Source organism: Burkholderia sp. AW49-1, from assembly GCF_053427845.1.
On sequence record NZ_JBSAXF010000001.1, the window covers coordinates 651,489 to 667,570 of the forward strand.

Genomic DNA, 16,082 nt, shown 5'->3' on the forward strand with positions numbered 1-16,082 from the left:
CCACGCGCGAACCGGCCGATTTCGCGGCCCGTTCGCACCCTTTCTACAATTCACTGCGTTACCGCATTACAGCGCGGCGACCACCGCGTCGCCCATCGCCGCCGTGCCGACCTGCTTGCAACCCGGTGTCGCGATGTCGCCCGTGCGATAGCCTTGTTCGAGCACCGTTTTCACCGCGCGCTCGATGCGATCGGCCTGCTCCGCGCGATTCAGCGAGTAGCGCAGCAGCATCGCGGCCGACAGGATCGTCGCCAGCGGGTTCGCGATGCCCTTGCCCGCGATGTCCGGCGCCGAACCGTGCGACGGTTCGTACAGGCCCTTGTTGTTCTTGTCGAGCGAGGCCGACGGCAGCATGCCGATCGAACCCGTCAGCATCGACGCTTCATCCGACAGGATGTCGCCGAACATGTTGCCGGTCACGATCACGTCGAACTGCTTCGGCGCCTTGGCGAGCTGCATCGCCGCGTTGTCGACGTACATGTGCGACAACTCGACGTCCGCGTATTCCTTCGACACGTCGATCATGATGTCGCGCCAGAATTGCGACGTTTCGAGCACGTTCGACTTGTCGACCGACAGCAGCTTCTTCGCACGCTTGCGCGCGGCCTGGAACGCGACGTGCGCGATGCGGCGCACTTCCGGTTCCGAATAGCGCATCGTGTCGAAACCCTCGCGCTCACCGGCGAACGGGCCGTCGGGAGCGGCACGCACGCCGCGCGGCTGGCCGAAGTAGATGTCGCCGTTCAGCTCGCGCACGATCAGGATGTCGAGGCCCGCGACCAGCTCCGGCTTCAGCGGCGACGCGTCGACGAGTTGCGGATAGCAGATCGCCGGGCGGAAGTTCGCGAACAGCTCGAGATGCTTGCGCAGCCCGAGGATCGCCTGCTCGGGGCGCAGCGCGCGCTCGAGCGAGTCGTACTTCCAGTCGCCGACTGCGCCGAACAGGATCGCGTCGGCTTCCTTCGCGAGTTTCAGCGTCGCGTCCGGCAGCGGATGACCGCTCGCCTCGTAGCCCGCGCCGCCGACCGGCGCCTGTTCGAGTTCGAACTTCTCGTCGAGGGCGTTCAGCACCTTGACCGCTTCGTTGACGATTTCCGGACCGATGCCGTCGCCGGGCAGCACTGCAATCTTCATGCGTTATTCCTGACTGGGTAGGTATGGGTGGCAGGTCGGCGAGCGCGCGTCATGCGCACCCGCCCGGAGGCAATCTCAGCCGACCAGCTTGTTGTTGAGCCACGGCTGCTTCGCGAGCCGCTCCGCTTCGAACTGGCGGATCTTGTCCGCGTGACGCAGCGTCAGGCCGATGTCGTCGAAACCGTTCAGCAGGCAGTACTTGCGGAACGCGGTGATGTCGAACGCATACTCGCGGCCGTCGCCCGTGCGCACGACCTGCGCGTCGAGATCGATCGTCAGCTGATAGCCGTTGAACGCGTACGTGTCGTTGAACAGGTGATCGACCTGCTGCTCGGTCAGCACGATCGGCAGCAGCCCGTTCTTGTAGCAGTTGTTGAAGAAGATGTCGGCGAAGCTCGGCGCGATGATCGCGCGGAAGCCATACTGCTGCAGCGCCCACGGCGCGTGCTCGCGCGAGCTGCCGCAGCCGAAGTTCTTGCGTGCGAGCAGCACCGATGCGCCCTGGTAGCGCGGCTGGTTCAGCACGAAATCCGGGTTCAGCGGGCGCTTCGAGTTGTCCTGGCCCGGCTCGCCGTGATCGAGGTAACGCCATTCGTCGAACGCGTTCGGACCGAAGCCCGTGCGCTTGATCGACTTCAGGAACTGCTTCGGGATGATCGCGTCGGTGTCGACGTTCTCGCGATCGAGCGGCGCCACGACGCCGGTATGCACATTGAATTTTTCCATGATCCGTCTATCCGGTTGAAGGGCCGGCAGTCAGCCGGCGCACATCGACAAATTCTCGGCGGATGTCACTCCGCGGCGCGCTGCAGCGCGTTGCCGGCGGCATTGACGTCCTGGCCGAAGCCTCGGACGGTATTGCAGCCCGCAAGGCCGAAGCCCAGCCCCGCGAGCGCCAGCGCGGCGACCAGCCGCGCGATGAGCTTCGATGCCGTCACGCGTTACCCCAGCTTGCGAATGTCGACGAAATGGCCTTCGATCGCCGCCGCCGCCGCCATCGCGGGGCTCACCAGGTGCGTGCGACCGCCCGCGCCCTGCCGGCCTTCGAAATTGCGGTTCGACGTCGACGCGCAGCGCTCGCCCGGATCGAGCCGGTCGGCGTTCATCGCGAGGCACATCGAGCAGCCCGGCTCGCGCCATTCGAAGCCCGCATCCGTGAACACCTTGTCGAGGCCTTCGCGCTCGGCCTGCGCCTTCACGAGGCCCGAGCCCGGCACGACCATCGCGAGGCGCACGTTCGATGCGATGCGGCGATTCAGCTTCTTCACGACGTACGCGGCCGCGCGGATGTCCTCGATGCGCGCGTTCGTGCACGAACCGATGAAGATCTTGTCGACCTTGATCGACTCGATCGGCGTGTTCGGCTCGAGCGCCATGTAGGCCAGCGCGCGTTCCATCGCGTCGCGCTTGACCGGATCCTTCTCGCGCTCGGGATCGGGCACGCGACCGTCGATCGACGTGACCATTTCCGGCGACGTGCCCCACGTGACCTGCGGGACGATCTCGGCCGCGTTCAGCTCGACGACGCGGTCGAACTGCGCGCCTTCGTCGGACTTGAATTCGCGCCAGTATTCGACGGCCTGGTCCCATTCCGCGCCGGTCGGCACGAACGGACGGCCCTTCAGGTAATCGATCGTCGTATCGTCGACGGCGACCATGCCCGCGCGCGCGCCGGCTTCGATCGCCATGTTGCAGACGGTCATCCGGCCTTCCATCGTCAGCGCGCGGATCGTCGAGCCGCCGAATTCGATCGCGTAGCCCGTGCCGCCTGCCGTGCCGATCTTGCCGATGATCGCGAGCACGATGTCCTTCGCGGTACAGCCGCGCGGCAGGGCACCCTCGACCTTCACGAGCATGTTCTTGCTCTTTTTCTGCAGCAAGGTTTGCGTCGCGAGCACGTGCTCGACTTCCGACGTGCCGATGCCGTGCGCGAGCGCGCCGAACGCGCCGTGCGTCGACGTATGCGAATCGCCGCAGACGATCGTCATGCCCGGCAGCGTCGCGCCCTGCTCCGGCCCGATGATGTGCACGATGCCCTGGCGCACGTCGTTCATCTTGAACTGCGTGATGCCGAACGCGTCGCAGTTCGCGTCGAGCGTGTCGACCTGCAGCTTCGAGACCGGATCGGCGATGCCGTGGCTGCGATCCGTGGTCGGGACGTTGTGGTCCGACACGGCCAGGTTCGCGCTGATGCGCCACACCGGGCGGTGCGCGACGTTCAGCCCTTCGAACGCCTGCGGGCTCGTGACTTCGTGCAGCAGCTGACGGTCGATGTAGAGCAATGCCGTGCCGTCGTCCTCGGTGTGGACGACGTGGGTATTCCACAGTTTGTCGTAGAGAGTCTGTGCCATGGGTATGCGGGGTCGTTGTGACTACAAGCCTTGCGGATGCGGTCGATTATGCCACGCAGAACACGCCACGGCGCAGGCCTGGCGCGAAAAAACCCATTAAAAACAGTGGCTTGGCTGGTAGTTCCAATACCTGTATCGGCATTACCAGCCAAACGGCAGCATCGGACACCGCGACGCCCCGCGCTCGCGACGTTCGCCTCGAGGCGGATTCCGGCATACGATGGGGCGACGTACGCCTGCCTGTCCCCACGGTCCGGAACCGGAGCCCACGACGATGAAGCTCGGCATCAACGAATCGCTCGCCCGCCTCGACGATGAAGGCACGCCGTTCACGACGCTGTTTCGCCACGGCACGCTCGACGTCGAGCTGTACCGGCCGCGCGGCGAGGACCTGCAGACGCCGCATACGCGCGACGAGGTCTACGTGATCGCCACCGGCACGTCCCGTTTCGTCGTCGACGGACGCGAATGCAGCGTCGCGACGGGCGACGTCGTGTTCGTCCCGGCATTCGCGCCGCACCGTTTCATCGGCTTCTCCGACGACTTCTCGACCTGGGTGTTCTTCTACGGCCCCGAAGGCGGCGAGCGCGACGCGCGCGGGGCATGACGCGCGGCAAGCACCGCGCTTCCCGCACGATCCCCTAGACTGTCTATTCGCAACGGGCGGCGCGGCCGCCCTCCCCGCCATCACGATGCGCGCATCGCCCGGCGCATCGACCGGACAGGAGCACGGCATGCGTTACGAACTCTATTACTGGCCCGAGATCCAGGGTCGCGGCGAATACGTGCGGCTCGCGCTCGAGGCGGCCGAGACCGACTATGTCGATGTCGCGCGCGAATCGGGGCGCGGCATGGGTGTATCGGCAATGATGCGGCTGATGGACAGCACGAAGACCGAATGCGTGCCGTTCGCACCGCCGTTCCTGAAGGCCGGCGACGTGCTCGTCGGACAGACCGCGAACATCCTGCTGTTTCTCGGCGCGCGGCTCGGTCTCGCGCCCGCCGACGAAGCCGGACGGCTGTGGGTGCATCAGCTCCAGCTGACCGTCGCCGATTTCGTCACCGAGATCCACGACACGCATCACCCGATCGGCAGCGGCCTGTACTACGAGGACCAGAAGGCCGAGGCCGCCGAGCGCGCGGCCGATTTCCTCGCGCACCGCCTGCCGAAGTTCCTCGGCTACTTCGATCGCGTGCTGGAGCAGAATCCGCACAAAGGCGGCTATATCGCCGGCGGAGCGCTCAGTTATGCGGATTTGTCGATGTTCCAGTTGATCGAAGGGCTGCGCTACGCGTTCCCGAAGGCGATGAAGCGCGCGGAGCGCAAGGTCCCCGGGCTCGTCGGCCTGCACGACCGCGTCGCGCGACATCCGCCCGTCGCGCGCTATCTGGAGTCGGCGCGCCGCATCCCGTTCAACGACATGGGGATCTTCCGGCACTATCCGGAGCTGGACAAGTAACGCCGCACGCCGCGTCAGTCGCCGTAGCGATAGCGGCTGCGCATCGCGTCGAGCGGATTGCCGTCGGCGAGCGTCCCGCCGAGACTGCGGATCACCGCGCTCGCCGCGTTGATCGCGGTCTGCACCGCGCCCTCGATCCAGCCGCCCGTGAACGAGCAGCAGCAGCCGGCCAGATAGATGCCACGATCCGACGACGGATCGGCGGCTGTCTGGAACTGATAGAACAGCGCCTGCGAGTGAATGTCCTCGCCCGGATAGTTCAGCTTGAATGCCCCTAGCGCGTAGCGGTCCGACAACCAGTCGTGGCTCGTGACGTTGCGCGCGTAATCGTCGTCGAGCGGACGCAGGTGCGCGGCGAACGCCGGCGAAACAATGCCGATCTCGGCCACGAGACGCTTGAACCGCTCGACCTTGTCGGTGAGCGACAGGATCTTGTGCGAATCGTCCTCCCACGTGTAGCTGATCAGCACGACGCCGTGTGCGTCGGGATCGTCGGGCGCGTAGTCGAGACAGTAGATGCCGCGCGCCAGCGTGTCCGTCTGAATGTTGTGCGGCAGCCCGTGCTTGAGCCAGAACTTGTCGCGGGTCAGCACGAACAGCTTCGACGAGCTGACCATGTGCGTCTCGTTGATCGCGCGAACGACGTTCGGCGCGAACAGGTTCGCGATGCCGGTGATGCCCATGCCGACCTGCATCGCGCGCGTCGTGGTCGCGACGATCACGCGGTCGAATATCTGCGTCGATCCGTCGTCGAGCGTGAGCGCAAAGGTCTCGTCCGGCTGCTTCGCCACGTGCCGCACGGCCGCGTGGACGATGCAATCGCGCACCCGCGCACCGTCCCCGCCATCGTCGAGCAACCCCTGCGCGAGCGCGAAGATGCCGGCCGGGATCAACCGCTGGTCGACTTCGAGCTCGTTGACCACGATCCGCAGGATTTCGAGGAACGAGGCGCGATAGACCGGCTGGAAGCCGCCCGAGCCGATGCCGAGCGTGCCGAACAGGCGCAGGTCCTCGCCCTTGCGCCAGCGCGCGCCGCCCGGCGGCGTCGCGCCCGTGAAGATCTTGACGATCGCCGAGTAGAACGACTCGTCGCCGAAGCGGTCGATGTACTGCTGCCAGCCATGTCGCGCATCGTCGTAGCGGTGCGCGCGCAGCAGCGCCGTCAGTTCGGCCGGGGCGGGCAGCTGCGTGCCGTCGTCGAGCCGCACGCCGTCGCGAATGAACGCGCGCCAGCCGCGGTCGACGCGGTCGAACAGCGCGGGAGGCGCATCGCCCGCGGGCCAGCGGTACGCATGGCCCTGATAGTGGATCTCGGTGTCGACGATGCCCGGATCGGGAAACGCGGATGCGCTGTCGACGCCGAACCGCTCGAGATAGTGGTAAAGCGCGGCCTGCGACGGCGGGAAACGCATCGCGCCCATTTCGGCGAGCAGGTGCGGATGGTCCGGATTGATCGACTGCGACAGCAGGCGCCCGCCCACGCGCGCGCGATTCGCCTCGAACACGACGACCTGCCGTGCCCCCGCGCGCAGCAGCTCGCAGGCGGCGACCAGACCGCCGACGCCCGCGCCGACGATCGCGATCCGCGCATCGCGTGCGCGCTGCGCCGGCAGCGTGCCGAGATGCCCGCCGGTGCGGGACAGGAAGGCGCCGTAGTCGTATAGCGTGTCGATGTACGGCAACGTGCGCGGCAGGAATTCAGGAGCGTTCATGTGGTCGGGAACGAAAAGGGACGTGCTGGCCGCACGCGATCAGACAGGCAGATGGATGCTGCCGAGCGGCGCGTCGGCGTTGACGAGATCGACACGCTTCACGCGGATGCGCAACGTGTCGTCGCATACCGCGAGTTCATGCGTGTACCAGCCGGCGAACAGCGTCTGCTCGTCGCGTCGCGTTTCGACGTAATGAAACGGCGTGCGCAGCACATAGGCGCCGCGTTCGTGGTCGGCCCGATCGACGTGCGGCTGCTGGAGCAGATGATGACCGCGACTCGCCGGCTGCTGCGAGAACGTCCGGCGCCCGGCCAGCCGCTCGATGCGGATGCGCAGCAGGAGCCGGTCCTCGTCCATCAGCGCGCCGTGCAGGCCGGTGTCGGGCTGGTCCGGCGACAGCGGCATCCAGTAGCGCGCGTCGTCCGCATAGAGCGCGAGCCATTCCTCGTAGCGCCGCTCGTCGAGCAGGCGTGCCTCGCGATACACGAACGCGACGAGCTCATCGTGCGGAAATACGCGCATCGGCGGCCTCCTGCGTCGATACCGGCGCGATGTACTGCAGCCATGCCCGGAACTGGTTGCGGATCTGCTGTTCGCTGGTGCCGTTCGTCTCCGACGTCGGCTGCGCGAACTCCTCGGGCTCGAACAGCCGCCCGACATGCACCCAGTCGCGCGCCTGCGTGGCGAGGCCGCGCTGGGCGCGTTCGTACATTTCGAGATCGTCGTGCGCGACGATCGACGTCGGCGCGTTGATGAGGCGGTTGTAGGCGAGCGTGCGCTCGAACAGCGAATCGGGTGCGCCGACGAGACGAAACGACCACGACTCCACCAGCGTCCGGTCGACCGCCAGCGGCTTGAACACGCGCAGGATCTGGATCGGCCCTTTCACCATCGCATTCGGAAACAGCACCGTGTTGTGACGCACCTCGCCGAGGATCCGCGCGGCGCGCGCTTCGCCGTAGGCTGCGGTCATCTTCTCGTGATAGCCGGGAATCGGCGTGTAGCGCGCGTGAATCGAATCGGCGATGCCGGTGTGACCATGTCCGTTGGGCCACACGCGCAACCCCATCTGCTCGAAGAATGCGTGCGGCTGGATGAACGGCTCCAGCAGCTCCACCGCCATCGGCTTCGCCTGCTGCGTGCCGTCGCGCTCCCACACGCGCACGGCCGTGCCGGCCGACGACTCGTGCGCGACCATCGGATGGCAGGTGTCGGTCTGATTCTCGACGAGCATCTTCCAGTTGCAGCCGTGCACGTAGCGGAACACGCCGCCCGCGACTTCCACGCGCCCTTCCGGCGAACGATCGACGAGGTTGTCGAGCGACGACAGCGCATCGCCGAAGTACGCATGGAAATCGACACCGGACTGACTCAGGCGGCAGAACACGAAACCGCGATGCTCATGGGTCGCGCCGACCGCCTGCATGCCCTTGCTCGCCTCGCACGTCTCGAAGCCCGTGTTTTCGTAGCCGCGCCGCAGCGGAATCGCGTAGAGGCTGCCGTCGGTCCGGTACGACCAGGCGTGGTACGGGCAGCGGAAGAATGTGCCCGTGTTGCCGGCGGCATCCGTCACCAACTGCGTGCCCTTGTGCGAACAGCGGTTGTGCAGCACCCGCACCGAACCGTCGACGTGGCGCACCATCACGACCGGCTCGGCGCCGATCGTCGTCGTCACGTAGTCGCCCGTGGCCGGAATCTGGCTGACATGGCCGACATAGACCCACGTGTTCCAGAACAGATGGCGCATCTCCAGCTCGAAGATGCGCGGCGACAGATAGAGGTCCTTGTGCACCTCGGTATCGCGCACGAGCGAAGCCACCGCATCGGTGAACGACGGCGCCGTCATGCGCGCCCCCGACTGCGGACGCGATGCGGCCGCGCGTCCTCGCGACGCGCGATGTCGATTGCTTTTATTGTCATCTCTCAGGTTTCTGGTTGGTATGCCGCTCGGAGGAGCATGTGCCTGCCGCCGCACGGCGGCGTCAGGCGTTGCGGGTAACGGTCAGCCCGTCACCGGCGTCTCGTGCAGCCGCAGCCAGCTGATGCGGCCATCGGCGTCGCGCTCGAACACGACGGTCGAACGGCGCACCGTTCGCCGCCCTGCCGCGTCGGTCTGCGTCTCGCGATAGGCGATCGTCGAGCCACCCTGCCACGCACTCACTTCGTGCAGTTCGTCGATCGCGATCCGCAGGCCGGGCCGCGCACCGAAGCCGCGCGAGAACAGAATGTCGATATCCGCGTAGTCGAGCGCATGCCCGTGCAGCGAGATCATCGAGAAGTCGCGCGAAAAGCGCGCGAGCAGCGGCGCGAGCCCGTCGCGCGCCGCGCTGCCGGACAACCATTGCTCGATGTCGACGTGCGCGTCGACCACTTCCTGGAAAAACGGGTTTGACGAATTCATCTCGAAACTCACGAACGTTGAGAAGCCGCACGCCCGGCGGGCGCACGGTGCGCGGTGAGGCGCGCGACGAACGGCAGCGGCAGCAGCGTCGCCAGCGCCGCCAGGCCGAAACATTGCTGGTACGGCATGCGCCCGTCGTCCCCGTGCATCGACAGCAGGAAGTTCAACGCGCTGCCCAGCACCGCGACGCCGAGACAGAAGCTCAGTTGCCGGTTGATGTTCCACAGCGCGCTCGCGTCGCCCATTCGCGTGGCGGGGATATCGAGAAACGCCGCGCTTTGCGACGTGCTCGTGCACATGCTGGCGCCGAGCCCCATCGCGACGAACGCGAGCACGCGCCCGGCCTCGAAACCGGCAAGCGGGGTCGCGAGCAACACGATCCCGATCGCGTCGATCGTGATCCCGCACACGAACAGCGGCTTCGGCCCCCACTTCGGGAAGCAGCGGCGCGTCGTCGCGATCGCGGCGAACGACGCGATCGCCCACGGCACCATCAGCGCGCCCGTATGCGTCGCGCTGAGCCCGAGCGCGTTCTGCAGATACAGCGCAGCGACGAGGTTCACGCCAGTGAACACGCCCGGCACGCACAGGTAGACGATCAGCCCGATCCGCAGCAGCGGCTGCGCAACCAGGCGCAGGTCGAGCAGCGGCGCGGCAACCCGGCGCGCGTGCGCGACATACGCACCACCGGCGACGAGCGCGATCGCGAGCGGAACGAACGCGTCGCGGCCCGCGCCCGGCTGTCCCGCAAACGTCAGGCCGAGCAGCAGCGCAACGAGCGCCGCGGCGCTCAGCCCGAGGCCGCGCACGTCGAGCGCCGGCGGGCTGCCGTCCGGTTCGTCGGCCGGCAGCCACGCGAACGCGAGCACGCTCGTGACCGCGGCGAGCGGCAGCATTCCGAAGAAGATCGCCCGCCACGACACGCGATCCACGACCACGCCGCCCAGCGCCGGCGACAGCGCCGGCACGAGCAGCGCGACCATCATCACGATCGACGTCAGATGCGCCCGCGCATCGGGCGGATACGCACGATAGGCCATCGTCTGCCCGACCGGGATCAGCAATCCGCCGCCGAGCCCCTGGATCAGCCGCCATGCCAGAAGTGCGCCGATCGACGCCGACAGGCCGACGCCGAGGCTGCCGAGCGCGAACAGCAGCAGCGACGCGATCAGCAGCCGGCGCTCGCCGAAGCGGCGCGCGAGCCACGTACCGAGCGGGATCACGACCGTCAGCCCGAGCACGTACGCGTTGCCGATCCACGCCAGCTGCGCGACCGACGCGTGCAGCTCGCGCTGGATCGTTGGATAGGCGGCGTTGATGACGAACATGTTGGCGAGGTCGATCGCGAACCCGAGCAGATAGACGGCGGCGATTTTCGAGCGATCGGTCATGGCGGCGGAAGACGAACGAAACGCCGCAGTGTAAGGTTCGCCGCGCACGTCGATAAGCCCGGCCGAACGGCAGGACTGGTCGAAAAATTTTGACAATCAGGGCACCATGTCGGTTTTCCGTCTCGCATCCGACACGCCATGGTGAGTCTCGATCGTTTCGCCGTCTTCCGCGCCGTCGTGGAAGCAGGGTCGTTTACGGCCGCCGCCGCCCAGCTGAACCAGGCCCGGGCCGCGGTGAGCTTCAACATCAAGCAACTGGAAGCCGAACTCGGCGTCACACTGCTCACGCGCACCACGCGGCGCGTCGAGCTGACCGACGCGGGCGAGCGCTTCCATGCGCGCTGCCTGCGCGTGCTGGAGGAAGCGGAAAGCGCGATCGAGGACGCGCGCAGCGAGCATGGCGGGATGCACGGCGTGCTGCGCGTGACGTCGACCGTCGAGTACGGAACGATGGTCGTCGCCCCCGCGCTGCACACGTTCATGCAGCGGCATCCCGCGCTGCGCGTGCGGCTCGAAACGCATGCGTCGCAGGTCGATCTGGTGCGCGAGCGCGTCGACGTGGCGATCCGGCTCGGCCGCCTCGAACAGTTCCAGGATCTGCCGTACCGCGGCGCGTGCCTCGCGACGTACGAAGTGCGGCCCGTGATCGCGCCGTCACTGCTCGCCGCGGCCGGCCTGTCGCACATCGAGTCGCCGGACACGCTCGCCCGGTTGCCGCAGCTCGGCCATACGCGGCTCGAGCGCATCGCCACGTGGCCGCTCGCCGATCGCGACGGCAACCCGCACGCGTTCCGGCCCGGCGCCAAGCCGCGCGTCGTGGTCGACAATGCGTCGGTCCTGCGCGTGCTCGCGCGGCAAGGCAGCGGTGTCGCACTGCTGCCCGAATGGCTCGTGCGCGACGATCTCGCGAGCGGCGCGCTGGTCGATGCGCTCCCCGGCTACCGGTTTCCGCCGCAGGCCGTCTATGCGCTGTACCCGTCGACCCCGCACGTGCCACAGAAAGTACGTGCATGGGTCGACTTCATGAAGGCATATCTCGCCTGAACCCGGCGTGAACGTGGCAGGCGCGCGGCGACTCACGCGCGCGCCGCATCGTCCCGCAGCAGCGCGTCGATCCGCCGGGCGATCGCGAGCAGACGGCGATCGCCGCCCCATGGCCCTTCCAGCATCAGCCCGACCGGCAGCGCTGTTTGCGGGGAGCGTCCGGCCGGGATCGAGACGGACGGCACGCCGGCGAGCGTCGCCGGCGAAGTCTGGCGTGCGACGCGCGCGAACAGCGCGGCGTCCTGCGCGGCGGTCATCGCGGCCGTGTCGTCGAGCGACGGCGGCTCGCCCGGCACCGTGGGCATCGCGATGCAATCGACCGGCGTACCGAACGCGTCGTCGTACCAGCGCACGAGACGCCGACGGCACGCGATCGCGTCCGCATACGCCTGCGCATCGACCGGCGCGGACACGAACGACCGGAAGATCGCGCGCACGTCGTCGCTCGCGATCCGCTCGACGAACGTGTCGAACGGGATGCCGAGCCGTTCCGCCGCGAAGCGGCGCCAGTATTGGTCCGCCTCGTATCCCACGAGCGGAAAGCCGCATGCTTCGCTGGCCTCGTGCAGCGGCATCGCAGGCAACGTCACGAGCGTCGCGCCGGCCGCCGCGAACGACGCGAGCGCACGCTCGATGCAGGTCGCGACGCCCGGATCGAGCGCGTCGAAGTACGGTGCACCCGGCACGCCGATGCGCAACCGCGGCCATTCGGGTGCGATCGCGATGCTGTCGTCGCGCGTCAGCACCGCGTCGAGCAGCAGCAGATCGTCGATGCCATGTCCGATCGGCCCCACCGTGTCGCGCGTGGGCGACAGCGACAGCACGCCGTGCGCCGAATAGCGCTGCGCGGACGGCCGCAATCCGTAGACACCGCAGAACGCGGCCGGAATCCGCACCGAGCCACCCGTGTCGGTACCGAGACCGAACGGGATGCCGGCCGCGACGGCCGCCGCCGTGCCGCCGCTCGACCCGCCGGCGATACGCTGCGGATCCTGCGGATTGCCGACCGCGCCGAAGTGCCGGTTGCCGCTCGTGATGCCGAATGCAAGCTCGTGCATGTTCGACTTGCCGAGCGGCACCGCGCCGGCGTCAAGCAGGCGCCGCACGGTCAGCGCGTCCGTGGCCGCCCGATAGCCGTTCACCGCGGGGCTCGCACCGAGCGTCGGCATCCCGGCGGTATCGAGGTTGTCCTTGATCACGAACGGCACGCCGGCAAGCGGTAACACGTCGCCTTGGGCGACGCGCGCATCGACGTGCTCGGCCGTGCGGCGCGCGAGTTCGCCATCGACGTGCACCATCGCATTGAGCGGCGCGATCGACGCGAGACGCGCGAGTGCGTCGTCGGCCAGATCGACAGCGCGGCGTTCGGCCATACGCACCGCATCGGCAAGCTCGCGCACGCTGGCGGCAGAAACGAATGAAGAGGAGGAAACGCGGTTCGGCTGTGTTGTCATGTTGTGTGCTGGACGCGGAATCGATCGGGAAACGCGCGGCGTGCCGAAGGCCCTGTCCGGCACGCTACGCGAACGCGATGGTATCCCGGCCCTCGGCCGCACGCACGCTACGCGCCGCGCGACGACCGCTCGCGCGTTTCCCCCGCGTCGCCGACCGGGCGCGTCAGCCACGGCCCGATCTCCATCTCCTCGTACCGCACGAGCCGGCTGTTGCGCACGCGGCGATACGCCCACCAGATCGCGACGAACAGCGGGATCCACACATAGATCGACAGCACTTCCATCCAGTCGATGCGTGCGGCGAAGAACGCCTGGTAATCCTGCCCGAGCGAGATCACGATGCAGATCGCGATTGCGAACAACGGCCCGAACGGGAACCACTTCGCGCGATACGGCAGCTGATCGAGCCGGTAGCCCTGCTTCAGAAAGCCCTTGCGGAACCGGTAGTGGCAGACCGCGATGCCGAGCCATGCGATGAAGCCGGTGATGCCGACCGTATTGAGCAGCCACAGATAGATGCGCTGGTTGTTGGTCAGCGACGTGAGGAAGCACAGCCCGCCCACCGCCATCGTCGCGTAAAGCGCGTTGCGCGGCACGCCGCCCGGCGACAGCGTCGCGAACATCGCGGGCGCACGGCCTTCCGCCGCGAGGTTGTACAGCATCCGCGTGGCCGCATACGTGCCGGAGTTGCCGGCCGACAGCACGGCCGTCAGGATCACGAGGTTCATCGCGCCCGCGGCGAGCGGAAAGCCCGCATGGCTGAACACGAGCGTGAACGGGCTCACGCCGATGTCGGTCACGTCGCTCTTCAGCAGGTTCGGGTCGGTGTACGGCACCAGCAGGCCGATCACGAAGATCGCGAGCACGTAGAACAGCATGATCCGCCAGAAGATCTGCTTCACCGCGCGCGGGATCGTCTTGCGCGGGTTTTCCGATTCGCCGGCCGTGATCCCGACCAGCTCGGTACCGAGAAACGAGAAGCCCGCGATCAGCGCGACGCTCATCATCGCGTGCACGCCGCCGACGAACGGCGCATCGCCGGTCCTGAAGTTGCGCCAGCCGACCGGATGCCCGTTGCCGAGCAGGCCAGCCGCGATCAGCAACCCCGCCGCGATGAACGCGATCACGGTGACGACCTTGATCAGCGAGAACCAGTATTCGGATTCGCCGAAGCCGCGCACCGACAGCGTGTTCAGCAGGAAGATCAGCACCAGGAAGCCCGCGCCCCACCACACGCCCGGCACGGCTGGAAACCAGTAGCGCATCACGATCTGCCCGGCGACGAGTTCGATCGCGATCGTCACCGCCCAGCTGTACCAGTAGGTCCAGCCGAGCGCGACGCCGAAGCCTTCGTCGACGTACTTCTCGCCGTAGATCGCGAACGAGCCCGACACCGGCATCAGCGCGGCCATCTCGCCGAGCCCGGTGACGACGAAGTAAACCATCAGCCCGATCGCGATATACGCGGCGATCGCGCCGCCCGGCCCCGCCTGCGCGACCGATGCGCCCGACGCGACGAACAGCCCCGTGCCGATCGAGCCGCCGATCGCGATCATCGCGATGTGGCGGCTCTGCAGCCGGCGCTTCAGCGCCGTTCCGGACGGCGCGGGCGTCTCCACTGCCGCTTGCAAAGCATCCATAGTGTTCACCCTGATTGGATTATGACCGCACCAATTGATTCGGAATACCAACCGATCGACCCGGTTATTCGCGTCGAAGAACGGCCCTGACCACCGGGCTGCGTCAGACGACGCTGCGCTTGATCGCCTGCAGCTCGGCCGTCGTCACGATCTTCTCGATCCGGAACCGCTGACTTTCCAGCCACATGTTCGCGATCCGCCGGTATTCGTCGAGATCCTCGCACGCGAGCCGCACGAGAAAATCGAACGTGCCGCTGACGAGCCAGCAGTCGAGCACCGCCGGGTTGTTCCGCATCTCGTCCTCGAACGGCGCCTGCGAACGCCCGTGGTCGGCCAGCACGATCTGCGCGATCACGACGATCGGCTTGGTCGCGCGCGGCGCGTTGATCACCGCGCGATAGCCTTCGATCACGCCGAGCGCCTCGAGCCGTTCCACGCGTGCCTGGCATGGGCGCGGCGTGAGGTTCACGAGCTCCGACAGCTTCCGGTACGAAATCCGGCCGTCGGTGCGCAGGATGTCGAGGATCCGGAGGTCGATCTTGTCGAGCTGCATCTTCTTGTCGGTCATCCGCGTTCGCTCCGGTCGTGTGGTGGATGGCGCGCGGAACGTCTCCTCCGGTTCCGCGCGTGGGCCACATTATCCGGCCGGAGCGGACGCGCGCCAATCGGCTAGAAGCGCAGCGACAGGCAGGTCAGGCCGCCGTCCATCTTGCGGAACTCGCTCGTGTCGATCACATGCAGCGGCAGCCCGAGCGAACCGATCGCGTCGTGCACGCGCGGGTAGCCGGCCGGTGTGATCAGCGTGCCGTTCACGCGCAGCGTATTGCCCGCGTATTCATCGGCGGCCGAGATGGCGATCCGGCGATAGTCGGCGAACGCCGGATGCGCGGCCAGCGCCTCGGTCACGAGCAGCGTGTCGTCGCCGAGCGCGTTGACCACCGATTTCAGATGCAGGCCGGCGCCGACCGGCACCGCGACGACCGAATAGCCGTAGCGCGACACCAGCGACTCGAACGCGGCGATGCCCTCGGCATCGGTGCGGCTCGTCAGGCCGATGTAGAAGCGCTTGCCGACGAGCATCACGTCGCCGCCGTCGAGGCGGCCCGCCTGCATCGGCAGCAGGTCGCGATGCGCGCCGAGCGCTTCTTCGATGTGCGCCGTCTCGCCGCGCCGCGCGGGTGCGCCGGGGCGCGTGATCACCGCGAATTCGGGCGTGACGACGGCGACGTCCTCGACGAAGTGCGAATCGGGAAACGCGTCCAGCGGCGGCAGTTCGGTCAGTTCGACACCGAGGCCGCGCAGCGCGTCGCAGTATGCGTGGAACTGCGTGAGCGTCTTGTCGTAGTCGGGCGCACCGAGCGCGGCGGTGGTGAGCCCCCCGCCGCAGGACGGCGCGGGACGGCGAACGATCGCTTGCGTGAATTGCATCGACTCCTCCATGGTCACGCTGCCCCCGTGCGGCGCACGGGGCAACTGCGTTGTGTCCGGACCATTA

General features: G+C 67.5%; 16 protein-coding genes. 3 read left to right on the forward strand and 13 right to left on the reverse strand.

Going from position 1 to position 16,082, the window contains the following annotated elements; all coding sequences use genetic code 11:
• Nucleotides 1–66 precede the first annotated feature (66 nt).
• The 4 genes from leuB to leuC form a co-directional block, all read right to left on the reverse strand.
• Nucleotides 67–1,134, reverse strand: a complete 1,068-nt coding sequence (gene leuB / locus ACV22W_RS02750; RefSeq protein ID WP_059524744.1) for a 3-isopropylmalate dehydrogenase — start codon at nt 1,132–1,134, stop codon at nt 67–69.
• A 75-nt stretch (nt 1,135–1,209) separates the two neighbouring features.
• A complete protein-coding gene (leuD, locus tag ACV22W_RS02755; RefSeq protein WP_059524742.1) occupies nt 1,210–1,860 on the reverse strand; it encodes a 3-isopropylmalate dehydratase small subunit in 651 nt (216 codons plus the stop codon).
• Between the two features lie 65 nt (nt 1,861–1,925).
• Nucleotides 1,926–2,072 (reverse strand): entericidin A/B family lipoprotein, encoded by a 147-nt coding sequence (locus ACV22W_RS02760; protein WP_059450800.1) that lies wholly within the window; start codon nt 2,070–2,072, stop codon nt 1,926–1,928.
• A 3-nt stretch (nt 2,073–2,075) separates the two neighbouring features.
• Complete coding sequence (leuC, locus tag ACV22W_RS02765; protein WP_057923944.1) at nt 2,076–3,485, reverse strand: 3-isopropylmalate dehydratase large subunit; 1,410 nt, start codon at nt 3,483–3,485, stop codon at nt 2,076–2,078.
• Between the two features lie 274 nt (nt 3,486–3,759).
• On the opposite strand from leuC, the gene ACV22W_RS02770 reads away from it, so the two are divergent.
• Nucleotides 3,760–4,092: a cupin domain-containing protein gene (locus ACV22W_RS02770; RefSeq protein WP_448017617.1), complete on the forward strand. Its 333-nt coding sequence runs from the start codon at nt 3,760–3,762 to the stop codon at nt 4,090–4,092.
• A gap of 127 nt (nt 4,093–4,219) precedes the next feature.
• Entirely contained in the window at nt 4,220–4,945 is a 726-nt protein-coding gene (locus tag ACV22W_RS02775; RefSeq protein ID WP_448017618.1) for a glutathione S-transferase, read from the forward strand.
• 14 nt (nt 4,946–4,959) lie between these two features.
• Here the strand turns inward: ACV22W_RS02775 and ACV22W_RS02780 are convergent, their stop codons facing one another.
• The 5 genes from ACV22W_RS02780 to ACV22W_RS02800 all read right to left on the reverse strand — a co-directional run bounded on the left by ACV22W_RS02780 (nt 4,960) and on the right by ACV22W_RS02800 (nt 10,449).
• A complete protein-coding gene (locus ACV22W_RS02780) occupies nt 4,960–6,657 on the reverse strand; it encodes a flavin monoamine oxidase family protein (protein ID WP_448012963.1) in 1,698 nt (565 codons plus the stop codon).
• Between the two features lie 39 nt (nt 6,658–6,696).
• Nucleotides 6,697–7,179 (reverse strand): aromatic-ring-hydroxylating dioxygenase subunit beta, encoded by a 483-nt coding sequence (locus ACV22W_RS02785; RefSeq protein ID WP_059524736.1) that lies wholly within the window; start codon nt 7,177–7,179, stop codon nt 6,697–6,699.
• A complete protein-coding gene (locus tag ACV22W_RS02790; RefSeq protein ID WP_448017619.1) occupies nt 7,157–8,503 on the reverse strand; it encodes an aromatic ring-hydroxylating dioxygenase subunit alpha in 1,347 nt (448 codons plus the stop codon). The genes ACV22W_RS02785 and ACV22W_RS02790 overlap by 23 nt, the downstream gene beginning before the upstream one ends.
• Before the next feature lie 156 nt (nt 8,504–8,659).
• Nucleotides 8,660–9,058: a DUF4440 domain-containing protein gene (locus tag ACV22W_RS02795; protein ID WP_448017620.1), complete on the reverse strand. Its 399-nt coding sequence runs from the start codon at nt 9,056–9,058 to the stop codon at nt 8,660–8,662.
• An 8-nt stretch (nt 9,059–9,066) separates the two neighbouring features.
• On the reverse strand, nt 9,067–10,449 hold the full coding sequence (locus tag ACV22W_RS02800) for an MFS transporter (protein ID WP_448017621.1): 1,383 nt from the start codon (nt 10,447–10,449) through the stop codon (nt 9,067–9,069).
• A gap of 138 nt (nt 10,450–10,587) precedes the next feature.
• Between ACV22W_RS02800 and ACV22W_RS02805 the strand changes: the two genes are divergently transcribed.
• Nucleotides 10,588–11,493: a LysR family transcriptional regulator gene (locus ACV22W_RS02805; RefSeq protein WP_124628505.1), complete on the forward strand. Its 906-nt coding sequence runs from the start codon at nt 10,588–10,590 to the stop codon at nt 11,491–11,493.
• Between the two features lie 32 nt (nt 11,494–11,525).
• Here ACV22W_RS02805 and iaaH read toward each other — a convergent pair whose 3' ends face one another.
• From iaaH to ACV22W_RS02825, 4 genes are all read right to left on the reverse strand, one after another.
• The gene (gene iaaH / locus ACV22W_RS02810; RefSeq protein WP_448017622.1) at nt 11,526–12,947 is read right to left on the reverse strand and encodes an indoleacetamide hydrolase; all 1,422 of its coding nucleotides are present in this window, start codon (nt 12,945–12,947) and stop codon (nt 11,526–11,528) included.
• 107 nt (nt 12,948–13,054) lie between these two features.
• Entirely contained in the window at nt 13,055–14,587 is a 1,533-nt protein-coding gene (locus tag ACV22W_RS02815) for an amino acid permease (RefSeq protein WP_448017623.1), read from the reverse strand.
• Nucleotides 14,588–14,690: 103 nt separating this feature from the next.
• The gene (locus ACV22W_RS02820) at nt 14,691–15,155 is read right to left on the reverse strand and encodes an Lrp/AsnC family transcriptional regulator (RefSeq protein WP_448017624.1); all 465 of its coding nucleotides are present in this window, start codon (nt 15,153–15,155) and stop codon (nt 14,691–14,693) included.
• Nucleotides 15,156–15,256: 101 nt separating this feature from the next.
• A complete protein-coding gene (locus ACV22W_RS02825; RefSeq protein WP_448017625.1) occupies nt 15,257–16,015 on the reverse strand; it encodes a dimethylarginine dimethylaminohydrolase family protein in 759 nt (252 codons plus the stop codon).
• Between the last annotated feature and the right edge of the window lie 67 nt (nt 16,016–16,082).

Excerpts from the sequence above, each read along its gene's own strand:
- leuB (WP_059524744.1), bottom strand. The coding sequence starts at position 1,134 with ATGAAGATTGCAGTGCTGCCCGGCGACGGCATCGGTCCGGAAATCGTC.
- leuD (WP_059524742.1), bottom strand. The coding sequence starts at position 1,860 with ATGGAAAAATTCAATGTGCATACCGGCGTCGTGGCGCCGCTCGATCGC.
- leuC (WP_057923944.1), bottom strand. The coding sequence starts at position 3,485 with ATGGCACAGACTCTCTACGACAAACTGTGGAATACCCACGTCGTCCAC.
- ACV22W_RS02770 (WP_448017617.1), top strand. The coding sequence starts at position 3,760 with ATGAAGCTCGGCATCAACGAATCGCTCGCCCGCCTCGACGATGAAGGC.
- ACV22W_RS02775 (WP_448017618.1), top strand. The coding sequence starts at position 4,220 with ATGCGTTACGAACTCTATTACTGGCCCGAGATCCAGGGTCGCGGCGAA.
- ACV22W_RS02780 (WP_448012963.1), bottom strand. The coding sequence starts at position 6,657 with ATGAACGCTCCTGAATTCCTGCCGCGCACGTTGCCGTACATCGACACG.
- ACV22W_RS02785 (WP_059524736.1), bottom strand. The coding sequence starts at position 7,179 with ATGCGCGTATTTCCGCACGATGAGCTCGTCGCGTTCGTGTATCGCGAG.
- ACV22W_RS02790 (WP_448017619.1), bottom strand. The coding sequence starts at position 8,503 with ATGACGGCGCCGTCGTTCACCGATGCGGTGGCTTCGCTCGTGCGCGAT.
- ACV22W_RS02795 (WP_448017620.1), bottom strand. The coding sequence starts at position 9,058 with ATGAATTCGTCAAACCCGTTTTTCCAGGAAGTGGTCGACGCGCACGTC.
- ACV22W_RS02800 (WP_448017621.1), bottom strand. The coding sequence starts at position 10,449 with ATGACCGATCGCTCGAAAATCGCCGCCGTCTATCTGCTCGGGTTCGCG.
- ACV22W_RS02805 (WP_124628505.1), top strand. The coding sequence starts at position 10,588 with ATGGTGAGTCTCGATCGTTTCGCCGTCTTCCGCGCCGTCGTGGAAGCA.
- iaaH (WP_448017622.1), bottom strand. The coding sequence starts at position 12,947 with ATGACAACACAGCCGAACCGCGTTTCCTCCTCTTCATTCGTTTCTGCC.
- ACV22W_RS02815 (WP_448017623.1), bottom strand. The coding sequence starts at position 14,587 with ATGGATGCTTTGCAAGCGGCAGTGGAGACGCCCGCGCCGTCCGGAACG.
- ACV22W_RS02820 (WP_448017624.1), bottom strand. The coding sequence starts at position 15,155 with ATGACCGACAAGAAGATGCAGCTCGACAAGATCGACCTCCGGATCCTC.
- ACV22W_RS02825 (WP_448017625.1), bottom strand. The coding sequence starts at position 16,015 with ATGCAATTCACGCAAGCGATCGTTCGCCGTCCCGCGCCGTCCTGCGGC.